The sequence below is a fragment of the Micromonospora sp. LOL_015 genome, from assembly GCF_048060275.1.
Classification (GTDB): domain Bacteria; phylum Actinomycetota; class Actinomycetes; order Mycobacteriales; family Micromonosporaceae; genus Micromonospora_E.
Genome location: NZ_JBHMIO010000003.1, coordinates 272,049 through 292,665, shown reverse-complemented (window position 1 = coordinate 292,665; position 20,617 = coordinate 272,049). Strand labels below are relative to the sequence as shown.

Sequence of the window (20,617 nt, the reverse complement as noted above, 5' to 3'; positions counted from 1 at the left end):
GCGTCAGTGGTCCGAGACCCGTACGGTCCACAACCTCACCATCGACGACATCCACACGTACTATGTACTCGCAGGCAAAACGCCGGTCCTCGTACACAACACCAACGATCTGGAGCTTTGTCGAGTTTCGCCGCCAAGTAGGGGTGATAGAGAGCGTATGCAGGGCCTAGATCCCAGTGACTTTCCAGATTTCGATGAGAACGGCGAGGCTGCCACCGGTGCTGCCCATTTCGGAAATAGTGCTAGGACGACCGACTTTGCCGTTAATAATCCACATCGAGCGGGTGATGGATTTAAGGTTCGGGTACCGTCAAAATGGGTCGATGAGAACAACATAGAAATATGGGAGGGAATGGATGATGCTCAGCTTGAGTACTTGATTCCGCGTGATCTTATATCGGAGTTCAATCAATTTCCGCGCAGTAGATGGGTGCCGGGGAGATGAGCCTGAAGGGATTGAATTGGTTAGGTATGACTTGGTTTCAGGTGTAGTGAAGAGTCATGCTTCGTATGGGCTTATCCTTCAGTTGGAGGGTGGCGATGAGGGAATGGTTGACTCTTTGGATATTGCAGACTCCCCGGACTTTCGTGCTACTTGGCCATCGGTGGGTGATCGGGTAGAAGGTGTCGTACTTGGACACGCCCGTATGGGGCGAGTCCGATTGAGCACTCGCGGCAGCGACATTCGGCTTGTGAATGCAGTGGGTGACCCAGGCGTCATATTCGAGAAATGGAATTACCTCAAGGAGAGTGGGATCGAAGATGTGGCGGCGCGTGACGCCTTCTTCGCATCGTCGCATGCGGTTCCGTTGCTTCGCTGGGCTCTTGCTCGCACGAAGGGTTCGCTGGACGGGAGGCTGGCCATCGAAATCATTCGGTTGGCGCCGGAAGGAGTCCGAGCAGAGTTCGATGGCGTTGAGGGGCGGGTCCAATAACGGGGATTGATGAGGTCGATCTGCGACCCGGCCCGCTCTGATTTGGCGCTGGTCGTTCTGTGACGAATTCATCGTCGGGTCGACTTGTGATCCGACCCGACGATGTGCCGCTGGACAGTGCGTGAACTGGCGTCGGAGCTATCCAGGCGTTATCGATAAAAGAGCATGGAAGTTGTGCGGAGCTCATGTGTGGCAAGTGGATGCAGCGGTGCCGAGTGACGTCAGCGCACCTTGGCTGTCGAGGTAGAAACTGGTGGGCAGTATTTTCCGATCGGTGAATGGCTCAGCTACTCGAGCGTGTTCTTAGAGTCGAAAGGGAGAGTGGTTGCTGCTGGGATGGGGTGGTTCTGGGAGATGGGGTGAAGTTTCGAAGAGTCTTCGGAGCTGGCAATTTGAGAAAACCGTCCGCTGCTGTGTCTGCACTCTGATTCCGGGCGTCGCTCCTTGGCTGCCTGAATAGGTGTCGCGCACAACATTCTATCGGAATGGTGAAAAGGTAGCGAATCCATTTGGCTAGCGAATTGGCTCGCTATGCGGAACTTCCTGTTGTGTTGGATGGTAAGTTTCGACCGTGGCGATATAGCGTCAGTCATTCTGGGTTGGAGATTAGAGGAGAGGGTAGTGGTGTAACGACGCGCGCACTCTTCTATGGTGTAGTGGGGGTGAAACTAAAGTCAGTGTACTCGTCGTTGACCCTGAGTTGTGCCAATAATGATGATCGACAAATTATCCTAGATTTTTTTGAGGATCGATGATCGTGCCGGTAGAGTAATTCCGGTGCTCTTGTCGTCCGACCTTGGAGAAGGCTTCGTTGCCTGTCTGTCATTTGTTGTCCGAATGCATCGTTCGAGTGAATCATCTGGCTTGGAAGTTCCAGGTGGAGAAAGTGAGCTCATTGTTGCTGGTTGAGGTCAGGATGTGGACATTGGTTGGTCTGTCTGGTCGCCTTGGTTAAGACCGCAGACTGTCGTTGCTGCCTCGTCGCGGGATGATTCTATTCGCTTGTGGGCGTTTGGGCTGTCCGTGGAAATTTGGGTAGTGCGATGGCTCTCGTGCCGCTGTATGCGGAAGATGCAAGTCGATTAGCTCTGGTGCCACGCATTGACAACGATCATCGTTGTGTGAAAGCATGGTTATCGCGCGTATTCAGTGCCTGGCAAGGGGGAGTAGTAGATGACAGTGGATAATCGTGGATCCGTGCGCGGGCTGCGGCGGGTGGCAGTGCTGATCGCGTTGGTGCTCGGCGTACACACCGTGGCCGCCGCTCCGGCGGTGGCCGGACCGACCGGGCACGAAACTGCGACGTCGAGCAACGTCGTCGCGCCGATCGCGCCGGACATCGACTCGCCGGAGTACCTGCCGCTCGACGCCGACGAACACACCAGCGCCTGCGCCGAGGACAACCAGCACCGTGGGTCGATCGGTGTGTACGGCACCTTCACCTTCCACTCGCCGTCCCCCCAGGTCGTCAAGTACCTGTACGGCTTCAACACCAACCCCTTGCCGGACAACGTCCTAGTGCCCGCGAGCATCGGTGCGCCGGTGTCGCTGCGCTGGATGCCGGTGCAGGACGGGACGACCTCAGTCACCGTGCAGGCGGTCGACGCGGACGGAGGACGTTCGCCGATCGCATACTGCCTTTTCTCCGTACCGACCCGGCTCGCTGCTGGCGAGTGGCCGCTCGACGATGCGGCCGGTGCCACGTCGGCGGCGGACGCGCGCGGCAACCACCCGGCGGCCGCCGGCAGCGGCGTCACGTTCGGCGTTCCTGGGTCGGAGTGCGCTGACCTGGGCGCGCAGTGCCAACTCGGCCGGGCGGCCCGACTCACCGGCGACGCGGCTACCAGCTACCTGGCTACCAGCACTTCCGGCCTGATCGACACGTCGACCGGGTTCGGTGCCAGCGCCTGGGTGCGGTTGACCGACGACTCGGTCGACCGGGTCGCGGTCAGCCAGGACGGCATCGACGCGCCCGGCTTCACCCTCGGCTTCGACGCGGACAGTGGCCGTTGGGCGTTCGAGATCGCCGCATCGGACTCGCCTTCACCGGCTGTGTGGTCGGTGACCAGCACCGCGCCGGTCATGCTCGGCGAGTGGACCCACCTGGCGGCCGCGTACGACCCGGAGCTGACCACGATGACCCTGTACGTCCACGGCGACGAACAGCCGGTGGCGCTGCGTCAGTCGGTGTGGGCGTCGCAGGGTGCGGTGCAGATCGGTCGCGCGGTCAGCGGCAGCGGCTACACCGAGGGCTGGGCCGGAGACCTCGCCGACGTCGCGGTCTTCGACCGCGTACTGGTGTCGCACGAGGTGCGAGACCTGTCGGCTCGGCCGCCGACCTCGTTCGGCTACTGGCCGCTGGACGAGGCCACCAACGGCAACAGCCCGGAGTACGGCGGCGGTGCGGACCTGCGGTTGCACGGCGATTCGCACCTGTACGCCCCGGATATGGACGAGGACCCGTTCGCTGAGCCGCCGCTGGTAGCTGATGGGCATCTGGTGCTCGACGGCGTCGACGACTGGGCGCAGACCGACGGACCGATCGCGGTTACCGACCGCAGCTTCACCGTCGGCGTACGGGTGCGGTTGCCGGGCCCGACCTGCGGAGACACCGACCAGGCGGTGCTGTCCCAGGCCGGCGTCACCGCCAGTGGCTTCGTCATCCGCTGCAACGCCGCGTCGAATCGCTGGGAGCTGGTCCTGCCACACCAGGACACCACCGACCCGGCGTCGACGGTCATACAGGACAACTTGACGTACCCGGAATGGGATTACTTCGGCCAGCACCTGGCGGTGGTCTACGACTCGGCGCGCCAGGAGGTGAGACTCTACGTCGACGGCTACCTTTCTGCGACCGGCACTGCCGCGTACACGGCCGGCTGGCGGGCGGACGGCGGCCTGCAGGTGGGCCGGGCGTTGCACAACGGGAGCTTCGGCCAGTACCTCACCGGCGTCGTCGACGAGGTCCGGGTGTACGCGGGAGCCGCCGACGAGACCATGATCGCCCGGATGTCAGGAATGGCGGGTGGCCCGATCGGGTGACCGTTCGTTGAGCGTGGCCTGCGTGCCGGCACAGGGTGCGCAGGCCGCCGCGTTCAGCGTAGGCAGGAGTCGTCGGGGTCGATGGTGGTGGTGATCCGGCGGCCGATGTCGCGTAGTTGTCGGCATTGGCCCTTGGTCATCGGGTCGAAGACGAGCCGGCGCACCTCGGCGACGTGTCCAGGTGCCGTCTCGACCAGCTTGTCCCAGCCGGCGTCGGTCAGCGTGGCAAGCGTGTAGCGGCCGTCGGTCGGGTCCGGCGCGCGGCTGACCCAACCCCGTTTCTCCAGCCGGGTGACGACCTGTGACAGCCGCGACAACGACCCGTCGGCGATCATGGCGAGCCGGCTCATCCGCATGGTGCGCTCGGGCGTCTCGGACAGTGCGGCCATGACCTGGTACTCGAAGTGGCTGATCCCGGCGTCGCGCTGCAGCTGCCGGTCGAGCGCCGCCGGCAGCCTGGTCAGCACGCTGACGAGGGCGAACCAGGTCTCCAGCTCGTCCTCGTCAAGCCAGTGCGGCTGCTCGGTCGGGGTGGCCATGTTGTCGAGTCTAGCTTCAAGCGTCAAGTGATCACGAGAGCTGCGTCACTTGACGCTTGAAGTCATCGCGGACTAGCCTCGCTTCAAGCTTAAAGCGATCCGACATCGGAGACAGATATGAACATCGTTCTTTGGGTGCTCGCCGGACTGCTCGCCGCAGCGTTCCTCGGCGCGGGGCTGATGAAGGTCAGCCAGCCGAGAGAGAAGCTCGTCGAGAAGGGCATGGGCTTCGCCGCCGACTTCCCCATGGGCCTGGTACGGACCATCGGCGCGCTGGAGATCCTTGCCGCGATCGGCCTGATCCTGCCCGGAGCCACCGGCATCGCCCCGATCTTCGTACCGCTGGCCGCCCTCGGTCTGGTCCTGATGATGATCGGCGCCGCGATCGTGCACGCCCAGCGCAAGGAGTACCCGGCGATCGTTCCCAACCTGGCACTCCTGGCGATGGCCGCCGTCGTCGCCTGGGGCCGATTCGGCCCGTACGCCTTCTGACGCCCGTACGCCTTCTGACCATTCACCACCTCCTGGGGAGACCTGACCATGCCTGAGCTGTTCGAGCCGGTGATCATCGGCAAGTGGAACCTGCCCAACCGGGTGTTCATGGCACCCATGACCCGCAACCGGGCGCAGCCCGACGGGGTACCCAACGAGCACGCCGCCACCTACTACCAGCAGCGGGCCACCGCGGGCCTGATCATCACCGAGGGGGTGCAGCCGAGCGCCGTCGGGCAGGGCTACCCGAACACCCCCGGCCTGCACACGCCCGCGCAGGTCGACGGCTGGCGGCGGATCGCCGAGGCGGTGCACGCCGCCGACGGCCGGATCGTCGCCCAGCTGATGCACGCCGGTCGGATCGCCCACCCGGACAACAAGCACGGGCAGGAGACCGTCGCGCCGAGCGCCGTCACCGCCGACGGCACGATGATCACGGCCACCGGCATGCAGCCGTACCCGACGCCGCGCGCCCTGACCACCGACGAGCTGCCGCAGGTGGTCGACGAGTTCCGGCAGGCGGCGCGTTCGGCCGTCGACGCCGGCCTCGACGGCGTCGAGCTGCACGGCGCCAACGGCTACCTGCTGCACCAGTTTCTCGCCCCGCCGACCAATCAGCGCACCGACGGGTACGGCGGTTCGCCGGCCGCCCGCGCCCGGTTCGTCGCCGAGACGGTCACCGCCGTCGCCCAGGAGATCGGCCCGGAACGGGTCGGGCTGCGGCTCTCCCCGGCCAACGGCGCCAACGGGCTGGTCGAGGACGATCCGGCCGAGACCGCCGCCACCTACCGGGGGCTGGTCGACGCGATCGCCCCGCTCGGCCTGGCCTTCCTGCACCTGTCGATCGACCCGGCCGATCCGCTGCTCGCGGACCTGTCGGCCCGGTTCGGCGGCCCGGTCGTGGTCAACACCGGGTTCGCGTCGGTCACCGACCGGGAAACCGCGCAGACCCTGGTACGTAGCGGCAAGGCGACCGCGGTCGCGGTCGGTCGACCGTTCATCGCCAACCCCGACCTGGTACGCCGCTGGCGTGAGCAGGCTCCGCTCAACGAGGTCGACCAGGCGACGGTGTACGGCGGTGACGCCCACGGCTACACCGACTACCCGTCCTTGGACGGTGCCGGCACTCCGGCCAGCGCCGGATAGGCGGCCCGGCGGTACCGCCGGCTCAGCGGGCTGAGCCGTTTCGTCAGTCGGGTGGGCCGACGGTGACCGTTGCTGTGGCCGGCAGACACGAGCCGGTGTCGGCCGTCGCCCTGACTTGGGCTACGGCTCCGGCGCTGCCGGGTGCGGCGGTGATGGTGACCGGGTGTTCCGTGCTGCCGGGCCGGGTGACCGTCGGGGTGACGCTGACTCCGGGGTCGCCGGTCACCGTCAGATGCAGCGCCGGGGCGGCAGCGCAGACGGTCACGAACGTCATGGTCGCTGAGCCACCGGCCGACACCTCCACCTGCGACGGACAGGCGATCACCATCAGCGCCGGTGGCGGCGCGGCCTGGCTGAAGGTGATCGTCGCCGAGTCGGCGGTGTCCGCCGGTGAGGCGGTGACGACCCGAGCGAAGGCGGTGTGCCGTGGGAAGCCGTCACTGGTGTCGCCGTCGCGCAGCGCCGGGTGGTCGGGTGGAACGTCGATGCCGTACGGGGCCGTCGTGTTGCTGCCGACGAGCTGGTCGTTGATGTGGAACTCGACCCGTTCGATCGTCCCGGTCTTGGTGCTGGCGTCGGCGGTCATCCGGATGGCGCAGACTGACACCAGGTAGCTGTTGTCGACCGGGCTGGTCAGCGTCACCTCGGGTGCCGGCCCCGGCCCGGGTTGGTTGCCGTCGCACGGGTCGCCGTTGATGGTGCAGCCCGGATCCTGCGGTCGGTCGCCGGTCCAGGCGCCGACGTATCCGATCTCGACCGATCTGCCGGCGGCGATGATGTTGTTCCACGTCGTCGGAGTGGCGGTGAGGGTTTCACCGTCCAGGGTCCAGTTGGCGTTCCAGCCCTGCTGGACCGTTTCGCCGGCCGGCAGCGTCAGGACCAGTTTCCAGCCGGTGACCGCCGTGGCGCAGGTGTTGGTGATGGTGATGTCGCGGAAGACGCCACCACTGTCCGGGCCGTTGTTCCAGTAGCTGCTCTCGATTGTCACCGTCAGGCATCTGGCACTGGTGGCGGCCCCGGCGGTCGTGCCGGCCGCGTGTGCCGGGGCGCTGGCCGCCGTCGTACCGCTGGTGGCGAGAAGCATCGCGGCGGCGACGCCGGCCGTGGCCCGCCACCACGAGGTCCGCCACCACGAGGTCCGCCGGCGGCTGCGGGGCACTTCATCGGTACGGTGACGCGTCGGTGGGGTGGACGACAACGACATGGGGGCTGGTCTCCTTTGATCCCAGGAACCCGTGCCGACCTAGCTGGGCCGGCAGGACGGACGGTCCCACAGTTGTCCGCCGGCCCAGGCCACTGCAGGCGCCCTCATCGTTACATCAGTGACTGTCACTGTACAACGGGTGTGACGACGCGCTGGGTATGGCCGCCCGGTGCCTGCTCCGAGCGTCGGGAACGTGGCTTACGCGGTATTTGCTCCCTATCTGACGGGACTCCACGTCACTGACCGTCAACGGTGCAGAGTGGTGCCCACTCCGCTGTGGTGCCCACTCCGCTTATGTCGAGGTGAGGCTGACGCACGTCAAACCGCGGAATGACGTGCGTCAGCCTCACCTCGACGCGAAGGTCCGATGTTGACCGCCCGTCCTGGCATTGGTGGTCACTGAGAGTGAAAGTAAAGCCGGGTAGGTAAGCCTGAGTTCGGCGTGCGGGTCTGACGAGGGCGGCGGTCTCGGTCGTAGTCCGAGCGCGGTGATCGGAAGCGCCTGATGTTGGATCAGGGCTGGCTCCCGTAGGACTCTTCCACTCGCAGCTGAGCGTCGAGGCCGTGCTCCTCGGCGTACGCGATGGCCCGCGCAAAGACTGCTTCCAGCTCGTCCATGCCGATTTCGGCTGGGTCGAGAAGGTACTGGATGACCTCCATCACCGACTCCGCCGCCACATCCGGCGGAATCTCCTCCCGGCGCTTTGCGTCCACCACGGAGGTGATCGTCCCCTCGGTCGCCCGCGCATCGACCGACGTGCTCGCAGGAAGGGCGGCGCGAAGCTCCGCGACGAAGCGGATGATCTCGCCGCGGCTGGCACCCTCCGGGTACTGCCGTTGCACGGCGAGGACGAACAAGGAGGTGAAGAGTGCTGCCACCCCGAGCTGGTCCTCGGGCGGAACATCTTCCTGGGCGGTCGGCCCGTCTGTGTCGTCGTCGAGGGCGAGCAACGCCCGTACCAGGGCAACCGCCCTTGGACTAATCTTCTTCACTCCACTCCTCCGCGAGCTGGTCGACCTCAGCGAGGAAGCGGTCCAACTTGTCTGCTGGTGCGTCCGAGAGTAGATGCCACAGCACGACGAGTTCGGTTTCAAGTAGTGCGCCCTGCTCAGCACCCTCAACGTCGCCGGTCTCGCCGGTCAGGGCCGAGATCAGCATTTTCTCGGCCAGCTCCGGATCAAGATTCAGCGTGGTGTCCGCGAACTTGCTGCGAACCTCGGCGACCAGGCGAATAATCTCGCCCCTGGTTGTCCTGTCCCCGAGCCGCTCGCGTGCAGCGAGGAAAAACGCTGCTCCGAGCACAAGCCCGAGCTCCTGCCACCCTGCTTCGTCAAGCTGCCGGCAGCGCTCCCGATAGGCAGCTGGGTCGCCGTGGGTGAGCTCCCGGAGGAGTTCCAGGTACGGCTCGCGGTCAGTCGTCAATGTTCCGCCTCCGAGACTTCCTATCGTCGAGCTTTTTCAGGATAAGGGCAAGCGTTGCCGCGAGTACAATTGCGGCGGACTCGGCGGATTCAGCGTAACCGGGGCTTTGGTTGGAGGGCCCGGGGGTCGAGGGATGTTGCACCGTAGATGTGGTTCCCTTCGGTCCAAGCTGGGTTATCGCATCCGTTATCTTTCCGGTCACGTCGCCGGCGGTCTCGGCATTCTCAACACTCTTCTTGGCGATTCGTCGGTGCCAGCTCTTCGGGCGTGCGGTGCTGGCGACGATCTCCTCGCCGGAGGGCAGGCTGGTATCCGGGTTGGCCCGGCCGACGGGCATCGAGCCGGGCATGATGTGGTTGCCGTACCTGGAGAACGCCTCTGCCGACTTGGCGAGCAGGTTGCCGAGTCGGCCGGCCTTGGCCGCCGCGATCGCGGCATCGTCGACGGCACCCCGCGTCTCACTGTGGTCGGACCCGGCGCCGGCTTCGTCGAGGTGCCGGTGCGCCTGGGCCAGGTCCGCTTGGGCGCGAGTAGCTCCGGCTGCGGCCTGGTCCAGTCGCTCGACGGCGGTACGGAGCTGGGCGACCACGTCGGCCAGGGTCACCCGAGTTTTCTCCGGTACACCCGGGCGTGCTCGACACACGCATCGATCCGACGGATGGTCAGCTCAACCTCCTTGATCGCAGCCTTGAAGTGCTCCCGGCCTTCGTTGACGCAGTCGTGCTGGCTGTCGTGCACGGTGCGCAGCGCCAGGTCACCCGCTTCTGCCGCGACTTCCGCAAGCTGCTCGATGAGCTTCCTGGCCTCCTCGGCGGCTTCGATGGCCAGCCCGATACGCACCTTGACATCGTTGACCGACATGTAGGCATCCGTCCAGACGGGGGCGACGCAATCCGCGACGTGCTGCGCCTTCCGGTGATGTGGAGGCTACCGTCTGTCCGCTACGGGGACGGTCTACTGGTAGACACAGTGGATCAGTGGCGGTGCATGGTCGGCTGCTTGGTGAGATGTCTGGACTGCGGCATATGTGTGCCGCGTTGCCGGGACGCTCTTCGCCGACGGTGACGGGCGGTCGGTCGTTGTCCACTCCGCTCGCCGCGAGTTGAAGCTGATGTACGTCAACCCGGCGGGACAACGTGCGTCAGCTTCAGCTCGAGACCGAGGGGGTGGTATTTGGCCGTCCGTGTCGGCGTTGGTGGTCACTGAGGGCGAGAGTGGAGTCGGGTGGGCGAGCCTGACCAGGGCGGTTCGCCCTGGCCGGGGTCGGCGTCGGGCTAGCCGGTCGAGTGGTCGGCAACGTAGGTGCCTCGTCCCTGCTGACCGATGATCAGGTCACGTTCGTGGAGCAGCGACAGCGCTCGGTAGGCGGTGCCCTTGCTGACGCCGTATTTGTCGGCGAGCTCGGCAGTGGATGGGAGTTTGTCTCCGGGCGCGAGCGCACCGGACTTGATCATCTCGGTGATGTCGGCGGCCATGCGCCGGAACGGTGGTTGGGCTGTAGGCATGTGAGGTGTCTCCAGTTGGTTCGGCACCTCCGATCATGCCGGACTTACTTTAGTTACTGCAATAGCTCGGCAAGCTCCAACAAGTCAGGGGTAGACCTGGCCTAGTTACTAAGGTAAGTTGAGCCGTGGTCGTCTCCGGTTGGTTCGGCAAAACGGATCGGGTGGCGGCTGAGCAGGTGGTATCGCCTCGCCGGGTGGCCGGCAGGCGCGGACGGTTGACTAGTCAGGGAGGGGGTGTGCGTATGTGCCGGCTACCCGGGACGGCTTGACGGCCGGGCTTCGTGCTCCAGGGCGTGGTGATCGGATGCGCGGGTCTGACGAGACGGCAGGGGTCGCCGGTGGCCGGCGAGGCCCTACGGCTTGCGCATCCACGTCGCCGGATCGGTGGCGAAGATGCCCTTGCCTTGGCGGCGGTCGATCACCTCAAGGGCTTCGAGTCGCACGTTCACCAGCTGCATGGTGGACGAGCTGACCGTGTACATCTTGCAGAACTCGGCGATCGACGGCAGCTTGCTGCCGGGCGCGTACTTTCCTGTGCGGATGTCGGCCATGATCTTGTCGGCTACCCGCAGGTAGTCAGGCTTGGCAGGCATGACGCTCCTGCTTGTCGAGGGCTCCTCGCGTGGCGACTCCAATTTGATCACAAGGAACGTGTATGAACAATGGGACTTAAGTTACTTGGCTTCCTCATTCAAGTTGCTCCCACGAGCGCTCCTCGCGTGGCAACGATGGGGTGTTCGTGCACTGGTCGGGGCGGGGTGGTGGCGCGCGGCCTGCCCGCCCCGACCGCCCTACCCGAGCGAATCCCCGCGAAACCCGTAAGCCCGTGAGCAGCAGAGATCCAGCATGAGCCGCTCCGGGGTCGTACTCGCCGAACGAGGCTGCGACCGCCGGAGCTGGGGCGACCCGTCGGCTGCGAGTCCTCCCGCTTCGGCCTTCCCGGCCGGCGGGTCGCCCCGTCCAAGCACACAGATACGCAGCACCAGCACCGGGAGCAGATCAGGCACAGCAACAGCGCGGCATCGCGTCGGCGGCACCGGCTGCCGGCGTACTCCTGACCGAAGGGGAACCCCGACGATGCGCAACCTTCTCCACCGGATCTTCAACCGACCAGGCCGGCGAGCAAACCGGGTGGTCGAGCCACCACAGCACCTGCGGCCCCGCAACGCCGGAGTGCCCCGCAACGCCGGAGTGTTCCGCCGGCCGCCGTTGCGGCCCCGGATCCACCCCGGCCAGGTCCGCGACCGCCGGTTCCGCGAAGTGCGGCGCGGCCTCGACCCTGCCGAGGTGTACGCCTTCCTGCACTACGTCGCGGAGGACCTGACCGCCCTGCGCGACGACCTGCGGCGCACCGACGACGAGAACCTGCGGATCAAGCGGGCGCTGCGCGAATGGCAGTCCACCCAGACCCGGATGTACGCATGACCACCGGGCCGCGTACCCAACTGGTGCTGACCGTCGCGAACCTGGACACCGGCGCGGTCGCCTCCACCAGCGTGATGCCCGGCGACATCGAGCCGGAGCCGGCCCTGCACGGCGGCTGGGATATACCACTGTGGCCGGTGCGTGACGAGTTGGCGGCGCAGGTCAAGGTCGACCGGTCGACGCTGCGTGACCTGCGCTACCTGGACCACACCGCTGCCCTGGGAGCCGATCCGGTGCTGACCCTGCCGTCGACCTGGCGGCCGGATCTGCCGGACGCCGAACGGGTCGCCGGGCTCGCGGCGGCGCACGCCGGTCCCGGCCACCCGGCCTGGTCGATCCACTTCGGGCGTACCGTGGCTGAGCCGCCGGTCAGCGTCGACGAGTCGCTGGGCCGGCTGTGCGCGCTGGCCGACCTGCTCTGCCTCGACCTGGTCGTCGAGGCCCGGTGGGGGGTGTTCGCGGCCGATCTCAACTGGGACATCAGGTTCGAGACGCCCGGCGCGGCCGTGCCCCGTGACCAGCGCGGGTACGCCGCGAGCCTGCCCGCTGCCGTCGACGGTACCGCCGTGGCGGACGCGTTGGCCGGGCTGGCCGAGCGGTCGTTGACCGCACCGGCGCACTTCCTGCTGCCGGCGCTGCGGTCGGCGGCGCCGCCCGACGAGATCGACGTCGATCGGCTGGAGCGCCGCATCGTCCAGGACTGCGGTACGCCGCCGCCGGCCCCGGCCAGCGCGGGGGAGTGGACCGCCGGGGCGCAGGCCATCTGGCGGGACCGCCGCTGGCGGCACACGTCGCTGTGCCGGATCCCAGGCCCCCGGCCGGCGATCCCCGAACGGGCACCGGTGCTGCGCCGGACCTGGCAGCCGCCGCTGCCGCCGTGGCTCGGCGAGCCGATCCCCAGCGAGCCGTGCCCGGACTGTCACGCCACCGGGTGGCGGCACCCGGTGCTGACCTGTCGGCGGTGCGGTGGCCACGGCCGGCAGTTCGACGCTGCCGTCGTCACCGTCACCAATCTTCGGGACCGGGCGACGCACGTCGAGTGGCGGCCGAGCCGCACCACGAGCCCGGCCACCGCTGCGCCCGTCATCGCAACGGGTGGGCTGCCGGTGGCGCGGCTGCCGGAACGGTTCCGGCTGGGCCGGCTGGCCGGGGTGTTCGGCGTACGGCCGGTGGACCTGCTCGACCTGACCGGCGAGCGGGTGGTCCCGCAGGAGCTGCGCGACGGGGTGGTGCCGGTGCTCGGCGACGGGCCGGACCCGATCCGGCGGTACCTGCGGGCTGCCGCCGCCGGTCGACCCGGCGCCCGCCTGCTGGTGCACGCCACCGACTGGGCCGAACTACCGGCGTTCGACGCGTTCGCTGCGCTGGTGGTCGGGCTCGGTCTGGCGCTGCGGGTGACCGCGCGGGACATGCGGCCGTACGTCGACGATCCGATGGTGGTGCACGACCTGCTCTGGGGCGTCGAGGCGTTGCCGGCGACCAGCCCGGTCGACGAGGTGGAGCCGGTCGACTGGACGGAGCGGGTGGGCGAGCTGGAGCCGGTGGACGAGCCGTTGAGCCGCAGCGTGCCGCAGGCGATCGGCTGCTGCCTGCACTACCTGGAGTTGGCGGTGGTCGAGTCGCTGCCGGCCGACCCGGCGCAGCCGATCCCGGTGCCGCAGCAGTTGGCGCCGCCGGCCGTGCCGGACATCGTCGGGCAGCTCACCGAGCTGGCCACCGCGCACGCCGGGCAGGTGGTGGCCGCGCATCTGGACCAGGCCGGCTGCCGATTCTGGGTCGCCCCGAGCCGCTGACGCTGATGCCACAGGTGCATCAAGATGCACCTGTGGCATCAAGCTGTAACTCGTGTCTGCCCCGGGGAGGGTCCGGAGTAGGCGGTTCAGGCGGATTTGCGGTCAGCGGTCTTCTTCGCGGCGGTCTTGCGGGCACCTGACTTCTGCGTACCGCCGGTTTTCTGACCGGTGCTCTTCGCGGCGGCCTTGCGGGCGTCGGTCTTCTTCTCCGGCTGGGCCTTCTTGGCGGTGGTCTTCTTCTGGTCGGCGGTCGCCGACTTTTTCGCCGGGGCCGTCTTCCTGGCTGGGGCCGCCTTCTTCGCCGCCGGCGCGGCGGCGGCGGCCTTGGCCGACTTGGCCGAGGTGATCGGGGTCGGCTCGGCGGGCTCCCGGTCCTTGCCAGCAGCCTCGTCCGAAGCTTCGCCAGCGGCTTCCCCGCGCGCCACCCGGGCCCGCTCGACCGAGGCGCGCAGCGCGGCCATCAGGTCGACCGCGGCGGCCGGTGCCTCCTCTTCCTCCTCGGGGGCGACGATCTCCCGGCCCTCCACCTTGGCGTCGATGACCTCCTGCAGCGCCGCCCGGTAGTCGTCGGTGTACTCGTCCGGGGCGAACTCGCCGGCCATCGAGTCGATCAGCGAGGCGGCCATCGCCAGCTCCGGCGGGCGGACCTGGATGTCGTCGTCGAGGAAGCCGAACGACGCCTGGCGGATCTCGTCCGGCCAGAGCATCGTGTTGAGTACCAGCACGTTGTCGCGTACCCGCAAGGTGGCGAGCTGTTCACGTTGCCGGATCGCGACCTTGACGATCGCCACCCGATCCGAGTCGGCCAGGGCGTCGCGCAGCAGCACGTACGGCTTTGTCGCGGTGCCTTCCGGCTCCAGGTAGTAGGCCTTGTTGTAGAGCATCGGGTCGACCTGGTCGGCCGGCACGAACTCCAGTACGTCGATCGCCCGGGAGGTGCTCAACGGCAGGTCGGCGAAGTCCTCGTCGGTGAGAATCACCATCTCGCCGCCGCCGAGGTCGTAGCCCTTGGCGATATCGTCGTAGCTGACCTCCTCGCCGTCGACCGAGCAGACCCGCTTGTACCGGATACGCCCGCCGTCCTCCCGGTGCACCTGGTGGAACCGGATGTCCTTCTCCTCGGTAGCGGAGTACAGGCGTACCCCGATCGACACGAGGCCGAACGACACCGCGCCTTTCCAGATCGCGCGCATGGCTGATCCCTTCGCCACCACCGGCGGCCGCCGACCTGTCCCGCCCTTCCCCAAGGTCAAGATCACCAGGTCGGCCCGGTGTTGATCCAGGATCGCATCCGACAGAACTCAGCGCGACCACTTCGTTGCTGGTTTTACAGTGACAGGATGCCGGGTGGACCGCTGCGGCCGATGCTCGCGACGACCGGGGAGCTGCCCACAGGCCCCGGCTGGTGGTACGAGTTCAAATGGGACGGCGTGCGCGCTCTGGCCGATATCTCCGCCGGCGGGCAGCGGCTGTACGCCCGGTCCGGCGCCGAGATCACCGTCGCCTACCCGGAGCTGTCCGGGCTGCCCCGCGCCCTGGACGACGCCCTGCTCGACGGGGAGATGGTGCTGCTCGACGCCGCCGGCCGACCGTCGTTCACCCTGCTCGCCGAACGGATGCACGTACGGGACCCGGCGCGGGCGGCCCGACTGGCCGCCGGTGCGCCGGCCACGTACATGATCTTCGACCTGCTGCGGCTGCGCGGAGCCGACCTGACCGGCTGGCCGTACCACGACCGGCGGCACGCCCTCGAAGCGCTCGGGCTGGCCGGGCCGGCGTGGGCGGTACCGCCCAGCTTCACCGACGGGCCGGCGACCCGGGCCGCCGCCGCCGAGCACGGGCTGGAAGGCGTGGTCGCCAAGCGACGCGACGCGATCTACCGGCCGGGTGCCCGCAGCCCCGACTGGGTCAAGGTCAAAATCGAGCTGACCCGGGACTTCGTCGTCGGTGGCTGGCGTCCCGGTGCCCGCCGGATCGGTGGGCTGCTGGTCGGCGTACCGGTGCGGGACGCGGCCGGCGTGGCGACCGGCGCACTGCGGCTCACCGGCCGGGTCGGCGGCGGGATCGGCTCGGCTGCCGAGCGGGCCCTGCTGGCCGCGTTGGAGCCGCTGCGCACCGACGTGTCGCCGTTCGACGCTGCGCTGCCCCGGGAGGACGCCCGCGGCGCGATCTGGGTACGCCCAGAGGTGGTGATCGAAGTACGGTACGGCCAGCAGACCCCGGACGGGCGGCTGCGGTTCCCCCGGTTCCTGCGGATCCGCCCGGACGTGCCGGCCACCGACGTCACCGAGGAGGACGCCGATGCGGGCTGACCGCGGTCGTGGCGCGGGCGAGGGCCGGATCCGGGTGGACGTGGCCGGCCGGTCGCTGGAGCTGTCCAACCTGGACAAGGTGCTGTACCCGGCGGCCGGGTTCACCAAGGGCGAGGTGATCGACTACTACACCCGGGTCTCTGGTGCGCTGCTGCCGCACCTCGCCGACCGGGCACTCACCCGGATCCGCTACCCGAACGGCGTCGACGGCCAGTTCTTCTTCGAGAAGAACGCCCCGGCGAGCACGCCGGACTGGGTGCGTACCGAACGGCTGCCCACCCCCGGGTCGTCGCGGGGCCGCGACGAGCTCGACTTCGTGATCGCCGACGACCTGCCCACCCTGGTCTGGCTGGCCAATCTGGCCGCGTTGGAGCTGCACACCCCGCAGTGGCGGGTCGGCGCCGACCCCGACCTGCTGGTCGTCGACCTCGACCCGGGGGCGCCGGCCGGGATCGAGGAGTGCTGCGCGGTCGCGGTGCTGATCCGCGACCGGTTCGCCGACGACGGCATCGCCTGCTTCCCGAAGACCTCCGGCCGCAAGGGTATGCAGCTCGGCGCGCCGGTGTCGGCCGGGCAGCCGGCCGACGTGGTGTCCGGCTACGTGAAGCGGGTCGCCGAGGAGCTGGAACGCCGGTCACCGAAGACGATCACGTCGAAGATGGCCAAGCGGCTGCGCCCCGGCCGGGTCTTCATCGACTGGAGTCAGAACAACGCGGCGAAGACGACGGTGGCGCCGTACTCGCTGCGGGCCGGCCCGGTGCCGGCCGCCTCCGCGCCGCTGACCTGGCCCGAGGTGGAGGCTGCGGCGGCCGGCGAGCCGGGCGTCGTCCGCCGGTTCACCGCCGCCGAGGTGCTGGACCGCCTCGCCGAGTACGGTGACCTGCTCGCCGACCTGCTGACCGTCGGGCCGCCGGTCCCGGACCGCAGCCAAGAGTCAGGGTAGGGCCGGGCCGAGGACGTCGTCGGCGTCGACGATCGTGTACGCGTACCCCTGCTCGGCGAGGAACCGCTGCCGGTGCGCGGCGTACTCGGTGTCGATGGTGTCCCGGGAGACCACGGTGTAGAAGTGCGCCTGCCGGCCGTCGGCCTTGGGCCGCAGCACCCGGCCGAGCCGCTGCGCCTCCTCCTGCCGGGAACCGAAGGTGCCGGACACCTGAATCGCCACCGCCGCCTCCGGCAGGTCGATGGAGAAGTTCCCGACCTTGGAGATGATCAGCGTGGGGATCTCGCCTTGCCGGAACGCGTCGAACAGCCGTTCCCGCTCCTTGTTGGTGGTGGAGCCCTGCACGATCGGCGCGCCGAGGAACTCGCCGAGCTGGTGCAGCTGGTCGATGTACGCCCCGATGACCAGCACCTGCTCGCCGTGGTGCCGGTCGACCAGCGCCTTGACCACCGGCAGTTTGGTACGCGCGGTGGCCGCCGCCCGGTACCGCTCCTCGGTTTCGGTGACCGCGTACCCCATCCGTTCCGCGTCGGTGAGGGTGACCCGCACCTCGACGCATTCGGCCGGGGCGATCCAGCCCTGCGCCTCGATGTCCTTCCACGGCGCGTCGTAGCGTTTCGGCCCGATCAGCGAGAAGACGTCGCCTTCCCGGCCGTCCTCGCGGACCAGGGTGGCGGTCAGGCCGAGCCGGCGGCGGGCCTGCAGGTCGGCGGTGAACCGGAAGATCGGCGCCGGCAGCAGGTGCACCTCGTCGTAGATCACCAGGCCCCAGTCGCGGGCGTTGAACAGGTCGAGGTGGGTGAAGGCGCCCTTGCGGCGCGAGGTCAGCACCTGGTACGTGGCGATGGTGACCGGGCGGATCTCCTTGCGCTCGCCGGAGTACTCGCCGATCTCGTCGGCGGTCAGCGAGGTGCGGGCGACCAGCTCCCGCTTCCACTGCCGGCCGGCGACCGTGTTGGTGACGAGGATCAGGGTGGTCGCCTTGGCCTGGGCCATCGCGGCCGCACCGACCAGCGTTTTGCCGGCGCCGCAGGGCAGCACCACCACGCCGGAGCCGCCGGCCCAGAACTGCTCGACCGCCTCCTGCTGGTAGGACCGCAGCGACCAGCCGGGCTGCCCGTCGACGCCGGCGGTGCCCAGCTCGATCGGGTGCGCCTCGCCGTCGACGTAGCCGGCCAGGTCCTCGGCCGGCCAGCCCAGCTTGAGCAGGCCCTGCTTGAGCCGGCCCCGCTCGGACGGGTGCACCGCCACCGTGTCGTCGTCGATCTTGTCGCCGAACATGCCGGCGAGCTTCTTGCTCTTGGTCACCTCGGTCAGTACGGCCCGGTCGGTGGTCCGCAGCACCAGCCCGTACGCGGGGTCGTTGGCCAGCTGCAGCCGGCCGTACCGGTCCATGGTGTCGGCGACGTCGACCAGCAGCGCGTGCGGCACCGGGTAGCGGGAGTACTTCAGCAGCGCGTCGACGACGCTCTCGGCGTCGTGCCCGGCGGCGCGGGCGTTCCACAGGCCGAGCGGGGTGAGCCGGTACGTGTGCACGTGCTCGGGCGAGCGCTCCAGCTCGGCGAACGGGGCGATCGCCATCCGGCACGCGGTGGCGTCCGGGTGGTCGATCTCCAGCAGCAAGGTCTTGTCCGACTGGACGATCAGTGGTCCGTTGTTCACTGTCGGTATCCCCCTTCTGGCCGACCCACCAGTCTCGCACACGATCGCCCGGCACCGGGCGGCCCCGGTGACCGACGCCACTGTCGGAGTGGCGATGTTGCGGACCGTGTGAATATCGCAACCTCAGCGGCGGCTGCGGCGTCTTACACCACGACGGCTGTCCCGCTCAGGGCGGCGTCACACTGGCCGGCGCCGACGGATGCGTTCGATCTGCACCGTGACCCGTCCGGGCGGAGAGGCAGCTCGGGTAGCGGCGACGCGGGCGGAGCAACGGGGGCGAGCGGTCCGCACCCGTGCGGCGGCCGGGTGGTGGCCGGGTGGTGGCCACCGGCTGCTGGCGACTCTCCAGCGAGCAGCCGGCGGCCGCCACCGGCGATTAAATCTAAATGCCTCTATGTCTTGAACGCTTCGTCGGTAGCACCTATGCTCCTGCTGTGGGGCTCAGGGCACGCCCCAGCCGCATCCATCGGTCTTGTCGGGAGCCGGCCGGGGTGGTCGTCGGCAGCGTCGCCACCTTCCGAGCCGGGCCTCCGGCGTCGAGCGCTGCGGGCAGGCCTCGTCTACCTCGGTCAAGCGTCCCGGGTCACGCTGCATGACGCGATCTCCCAGCGGTTTCCGGGCACCGCCCAATCCCACTACGACTCCGCTGGATGCTTGCTGACCGGATAGCGGCGTATCGGCATCGGTGCCTGGAAAGAGCTCGATCGGTGGTTCCTCAGCTCTGTCGCCGTCCGACGGTTCGACCTCAGTGGGCCATAGGCGCCGGTCGCGCAGTCAGGAAGGAAAGGTAATGAAAACGGTCAGAAGTGTACGCACGATGGTCGCGTTCGCCGCGACGATCGTGCTTTCCACCGCAATGGCGGTAGCGGTCGCCAACTCGGCCAGCGCGGCGTCGACGCTGGGCGCGGCGGCGGCCGAAAGCGGGCGTTACTTCGGCGCTGCCACGAACTCGTTCATGCTGAACCGCCAACCCCACGCCACGGTCCTCAACCGCGAGTTCAACTCCATCGTCGCCGAGAACGAAATGAAGTGGTATCACACCGAACCGAACCAGAACCAGTTCAACTTCACCGCCGGCGACCAACTCATCGCCCACGCCCGCGCCCGCGGCATGACCGTCCGCGGCCACACCCTCGTCTGGCACTCCCAGCAACCCCAGTGGGCGCGGAACATGTCCGGCACCGCCCTGCGCAACGCCATGATCAACCACATCAACCGGGTCGCCGGCCACTGGCGCGGCCAGATTCACTCCTGGGACGTCGTCAACGAAGCTTTCGCCGACGGCGGCAGCGGTGCCCGCCGCGACTCCAACCTGCAACGCACCGGCAACGACTGGATCGAAGTTGCCTTCCGCACGGCCCGCGCCGCCGACCCGAATGCCAAACTCTGCTACAACGACTACAACACCGACGGCATCAACGCCAAGTCCACCGCCATCTACAACATGGTCCGCGACTTCAAGTCCCGCGGTGTGCCCATCGACTGCGTCGGCCTGCAGTCCCACCTCGGCACCAGCCTCGACCCCACCTACCAGCAGAACATCCAACGCTTCGCCGACCTCGGCGTCGACGTCCAGATCACCGAACTCGACATTCTGCAGGGCTCCAACCAGGCGAACATGTACGGCCAGGTCACCCGCGCCTGCCTCGCCGTCGCCCGGTGCACCGGCATCACCGTCTGGGGCGTGCTCGACCCCGATTCCTGGCGTACCGGCGCCAACCCGCTGCTGTTCGACGGCAACGGCAACAAGAAACCCGCCTACGACGCCGTACTCAACGCCCTCAACGCCGGTGGTAACCCCACGCCGCCGACCAGCGCACCGCCGGCAACCACCGCACCGCCGGCAACCACCGCACCGCCGGCGACCACTCCGCCCCCGCCCGGCGGCGGATGCTCCGCCACCGTCTCGATGAACTCCTGGAACGGCGGATTCGTGGCCACCGTCCGGGTCACCGCCGGACCGGCGTCCATCAACGGTTGGCGGGTGCGGCTCACCGTGCCGTCCGGAGCCAGTGTGACCAACGCGTGGAACGCCGACCGCAGTGGCAACACCGGTGCCGTCGACTTCACCAATGTCAGCTACAACGGCCAGGTCGGTGCCGGGCAGTCCACCGAGTTCGGTTTCCAGGCCAGTGGAAACGGTTCGATTCCGACGCCCGGCTGCACGGCCAGCTGAGCCCGCTGGGCCGGTGAGGG

The 20,617-nt window shown here is 68.1% G+C and carries 19 protein-coding genes; 9 read left to right on the top strand and 10 right to left on the bottom strand.

Features of this window, described 5'->3' with window-relative positions:
- Together ACFHWU_RS05445 and ACFHWU_RS05440 are read left to right on the top strand one after the other, a co-directional pair.
- On the top strand, window positions 1-445 hold a 445-nt coding region (locus tag ACFHWU_RS05445; RefSeq protein ID WP_416589934.1), incomplete at its 5' end, for a hypothetical protein.
- A gap of 1,663 nt (window positions 446-2,108) precedes the next feature.
- Window positions 2,109-3,977 (top strand): LamG-like jellyroll fold domain-containing protein, encoded by a 1,869-nt coding sequence (locus ACFHWU_RS05440; protein WP_416589933.1) that lies wholly within the window; start codon window positions 2,109-2,111, stop codon window positions 3,975-3,977.
- 53 nt (window positions 3,978-4,030) lie between these two features.
- On the opposite strand, the gene ACFHWU_RS05435 is transcribed toward ACFHWU_RS05440, so the two are convergent.
- The gene (locus tag ACFHWU_RS05435; RefSeq protein ID WP_416551112.1) at window positions 4,031-4,516 is read right to left on the bottom strand and encodes a MarR family winged helix-turn-helix transcriptional regulator; all 486 of its coding nucleotides are present in this window, start codon (window positions 4,514-4,516) and stop codon (window positions 4,031-4,033) included.
- Window positions 4,517-4,633: 117 nt separating this feature from the next.
- Here ACFHWU_RS05435 and ACFHWU_RS05430 point away from each other — a divergent pair, with 117 nt between their 5' ends.
- Window positions 4,634-5,008 carry a DoxX family protein gene (locus ACFHWU_RS05430; RefSeq protein WP_416567860.1) on the top strand — a complete coding sequence of 125 codons (375 nt, stop codon included), beginning with the start codon at window positions 4,634-4,636 and terminating at the stop codon, window positions 5,006-5,008.
- Window positions 5,009-5,056: 48 nt separating this feature from the next.
- The gene (locus ACFHWU_RS05425; RefSeq protein WP_416551113.1) at window positions 5,057-6,154 is read left to right on the top strand and encodes an alkene reductase; all 1,098 of its coding nucleotides are present in this window, start codon (window positions 5,057-5,059) and stop codon (window positions 6,152-6,154) included.
- Window positions 6,155-6,197: 43 nt separating this feature from the next.
- Here ACFHWU_RS05425 and ACFHWU_RS05420 read toward each other — a convergent pair whose 3' ends face one another.
- The 7 genes from ACFHWU_RS05420 to ACFHWU_RS05390 form a co-directional block, all read right to left on the bottom strand.
- Complete coding sequence (locus ACFHWU_RS05420) at window positions 6,198-7,358, bottom strand: cellulose binding domain-containing protein (RefSeq protein WP_416551114.1); 1,161 nt, start codon at window positions 7,356-7,358, stop codon at window positions 6,198-6,200.
- Window positions 7,359-7,871: 513 nt separating this feature from the next.
- On the bottom strand, window positions 7,872-8,309 hold the full coding sequence (locus tag ACFHWU_RS05415) for a hypothetical protein (protein ID WP_416589932.1): 438 nt from the start codon (window positions 8,307-8,309) through the stop codon (window positions 7,872-7,874).
- Window positions 8,310-8,337: 28 nt separating this feature from the next.
- The gene (locus tag ACFHWU_RS05410) at window positions 8,338-8,781 is read right to left on the bottom strand and encodes a hypothetical protein (protein WP_416589931.1); all 444 of its coding nucleotides are present in this window, start codon (window positions 8,779-8,781) and stop codon (window positions 8,338-8,340) included.
- A complete protein-coding gene (locus tag ACFHWU_RS05405) occupies window positions 8,771-9,385 on the bottom strand; it encodes a hypothetical protein (protein WP_416567857.1) in 615 nt (204 codons plus the stop codon). The genes ACFHWU_RS05410 and ACFHWU_RS05405 overlap by 11 nt, the downstream gene beginning before the upstream one ends.
- The gene (locus ACFHWU_RS05400) at window positions 9,382-9,642 is read right to left on the bottom strand and encodes a hypothetical protein (protein ID WP_416551116.1); all 261 of its coding nucleotides are present in this window, start codon (window positions 9,640-9,642) and stop codon (window positions 9,382-9,384) included. The genes ACFHWU_RS05405 and ACFHWU_RS05400 overlap by 4 nt, the downstream gene beginning before the upstream one ends.
- Before the next feature lie 413 nt (window positions 9,643-10,055).
- Entirely contained in the window at window positions 10,056-10,256 is a 201-nt protein-coding gene (locus ACFHWU_RS05395) for a GntR family transcriptional regulator (RefSeq protein WP_416567856.1), read from the bottom strand.
- 383 nt (window positions 10,257-10,639) lie between these two features.
- Entirely contained in the window at window positions 10,640-10,879 is a 240-nt protein-coding gene (locus ACFHWU_RS05390; protein ID WP_416551118.1) for a winged helix-turn-helix domain-containing protein, read from the bottom strand.
- Between the two features lie 484 nt (window positions 10,880-11,363).
- On the opposite strand from ACFHWU_RS05390, the gene ACFHWU_RS05385 reads away from it, so the two are divergent.
- On the top strand, window positions 11,364-11,711 hold the full coding sequence (locus tag ACFHWU_RS05385) for a DivIVA domain-containing protein (protein ID WP_416551119.1): 348 nt from the start codon (window positions 11,364-11,366) through the stop codon (window positions 11,709-11,711).
- The gene (locus ACFHWU_RS05380; protein WP_416589930.1) at window positions 11,708-13,504 is read left to right on the top strand and encodes a hypothetical protein; all 1,797 of its coding nucleotides are present in this window, start codon (window positions 11,708-11,710) and stop codon (window positions 13,502-13,504) included. Before ACFHWU_RS05385 ends, ACFHWU_RS05380 begins: the two co-directional genes overlap by 4 nt.
- 86 nt (window positions 13,505-13,590) lie before the next feature.
- Here the strand turns inward: ACFHWU_RS05380 and ACFHWU_RS05375 are convergent, their stop codons facing one another.
- Window positions 13,591-14,697 (bottom strand): Ku protein, encoded by a 1,107-nt coding sequence (locus ACFHWU_RS05375; protein WP_416589929.1) that lies wholly within the window; start codon window positions 14,695-14,697, stop codon window positions 13,591-13,593.
- 147 nt (window positions 14,698-14,844) lie between these two features.
- Between ACFHWU_RS05375 and ligD (ACFHWU_RS05370) the strand changes: the two genes are divergently transcribed.
- Together ligD (ACFHWU_RS05370) and ligD (ACFHWU_RS05365) are read left to right on the top strand one after the other, a co-directional pair.
- Window positions 14,845-15,816 carry a non-homologous end-joining DNA ligase gene (gene ligD / locus ACFHWU_RS05370; RefSeq protein WP_416551122.1) on the top strand — a complete coding sequence of 324 codons (972 nt, stop codon included), beginning with the start codon at window positions 14,845-14,847 and terminating at the stop codon, window positions 15,814-15,816.
- A complete protein-coding gene (gene ligD, locus ACFHWU_RS05365; RefSeq protein ID WP_416551123.1) occupies window positions 15,806-16,759 on the top strand; it encodes a non-homologous end-joining DNA ligase in 954 nt (317 codons plus the stop codon). The genes ligD (ACFHWU_RS05370) and ligD (ACFHWU_RS05365) overlap by 11 nt, the downstream gene beginning before the upstream one ends.
- Here the strand turns inward: ligD (ACFHWU_RS05365) and ACFHWU_RS05360 are convergent.
- The gene (locus tag ACFHWU_RS05360) at window positions 16,751-18,421 is read right to left on the bottom strand and encodes a DNA repair helicase XPB (RefSeq protein ID WP_416567855.1); all 1,671 of its coding nucleotides are present in this window, start codon (window positions 18,419-18,421) and stop codon (window positions 16,751-16,753) included. The two genes, ligD (ACFHWU_RS05365) and ACFHWU_RS05360, sit on opposite strands and share 9 nt — an antisense overlap.
- Window positions 18,422-19,211: 790 nt before the next feature.
- Between ACFHWU_RS05360 and ACFHWU_RS05355 the strand changes: the two genes are divergently transcribed.
- On the top strand, window positions 19,212-20,597 hold the full coding sequence (locus ACFHWU_RS05355) for an endo-1,4-beta-xylanase (RefSeq protein WP_416551125.1): 1,386 nt from the start codon (window positions 19,212-19,214) through the stop codon (window positions 20,595-20,597).
- Window positions 20,598-20,617: the final 20 nt, after the last annotated feature.

What these genes read in the sequence shown, in the direction of transcription:
- ACFHWU_RS05440 (WP_416589933.1), top strand. Translation starts at nt 2,109, where the DNA reads ATGACAGTGGATAATCGTGGATCCGTGCGCGGGCTGCGGCGGGTGGCA.
- ACFHWU_RS05435 (WP_416551112.1), bottom strand. Translation starts at nt 4,516, where the DNA reads ATGGCCACCCCGACCGAGCAGCCGCACTGGCTTGACGAGGACGAGCTG.
- ACFHWU_RS05430 (WP_416567860.1), top strand. Translation starts at nt 4,634, where the DNA reads ATGAACATCGTTCTTTGGGTGCTCGCCGGACTGCTCGCCGCAGCGTTC.
- ACFHWU_RS05425 (WP_416551113.1), top strand. Translation starts at nt 5,057, where the DNA reads ATGCCTGAGCTGTTCGAGCCGGTGATCATCGGCAAGTGGAACCTGCCC.
- ACFHWU_RS05420 (WP_416551114.1), bottom strand. Translation starts at nt 7,358, where the DNA reads ATGTCGTTGTCGTCCACCCCACCGACGCGTCACCGTACCGATGAAGTG.
- ACFHWU_RS05400 (WP_416551116.1), bottom strand. Translation starts at nt 9,642, where the DNA reads ATGTCGGTCAACGATGTCAAGGTGCGTATCGGGCTGGCCATCGAAGCC.
- ACFHWU_RS05395 (WP_416567856.1), bottom strand. Translation starts at nt 10,256, where the DNA reads ATGGCCGCCGACATCACCGAGATGATCAAGTCCGGTGCGCTCGCGCCC.
- ACFHWU_RS05390 (WP_416551118.1), bottom strand. Translation starts at nt 10,879, where the DNA reads ATGCCTGCCAAGCCTGACTACCTGCGGGTAGCCGACAAGATCATGGCC.
- ACFHWU_RS05385 (WP_416551119.1), top strand. Translation starts at nt 11,364, where the DNA reads ATGCGCAACCTTCTCCACCGGATCTTCAACCGACCAGGCCGGCGAGCA.
- ACFHWU_RS05380 (WP_416589930.1), top strand. Translation starts at nt 11,708, where the DNA reads ATGACCACCGGGCCGCGTACCCAACTGGTGCTGACCGTCGCGAACCTG.
- ACFHWU_RS05375 (WP_416589929.1), bottom strand. Translation starts at nt 14,697, where the DNA reads ATGCGCGCGATCTGGAAAGGCGCGGTGTCGTTCGGCCTCGTGTCGATC.
- ligD (WP_416551122.1), top strand. Translation starts at nt 14,845, where the DNA reads ATGCCGGGTGGACCGCTGCGGCCGATGCTCGCGACGACCGGGGAGCTG.
- ligD (WP_416551123.1), top strand. Translation starts at nt 15,806, where the DNA reads ATGCGGGCTGACCGCGGTCGTGGCGCGGGCGAGGGCCGGATCCGGGTG.
- ACFHWU_RS05355 (WP_416551125.1), top strand. Translation starts at nt 19,212, where the DNA reads ATGAAAACGGTCAGAAGTGTACGCACGATGGTCGCGTTCGCCGCGACG.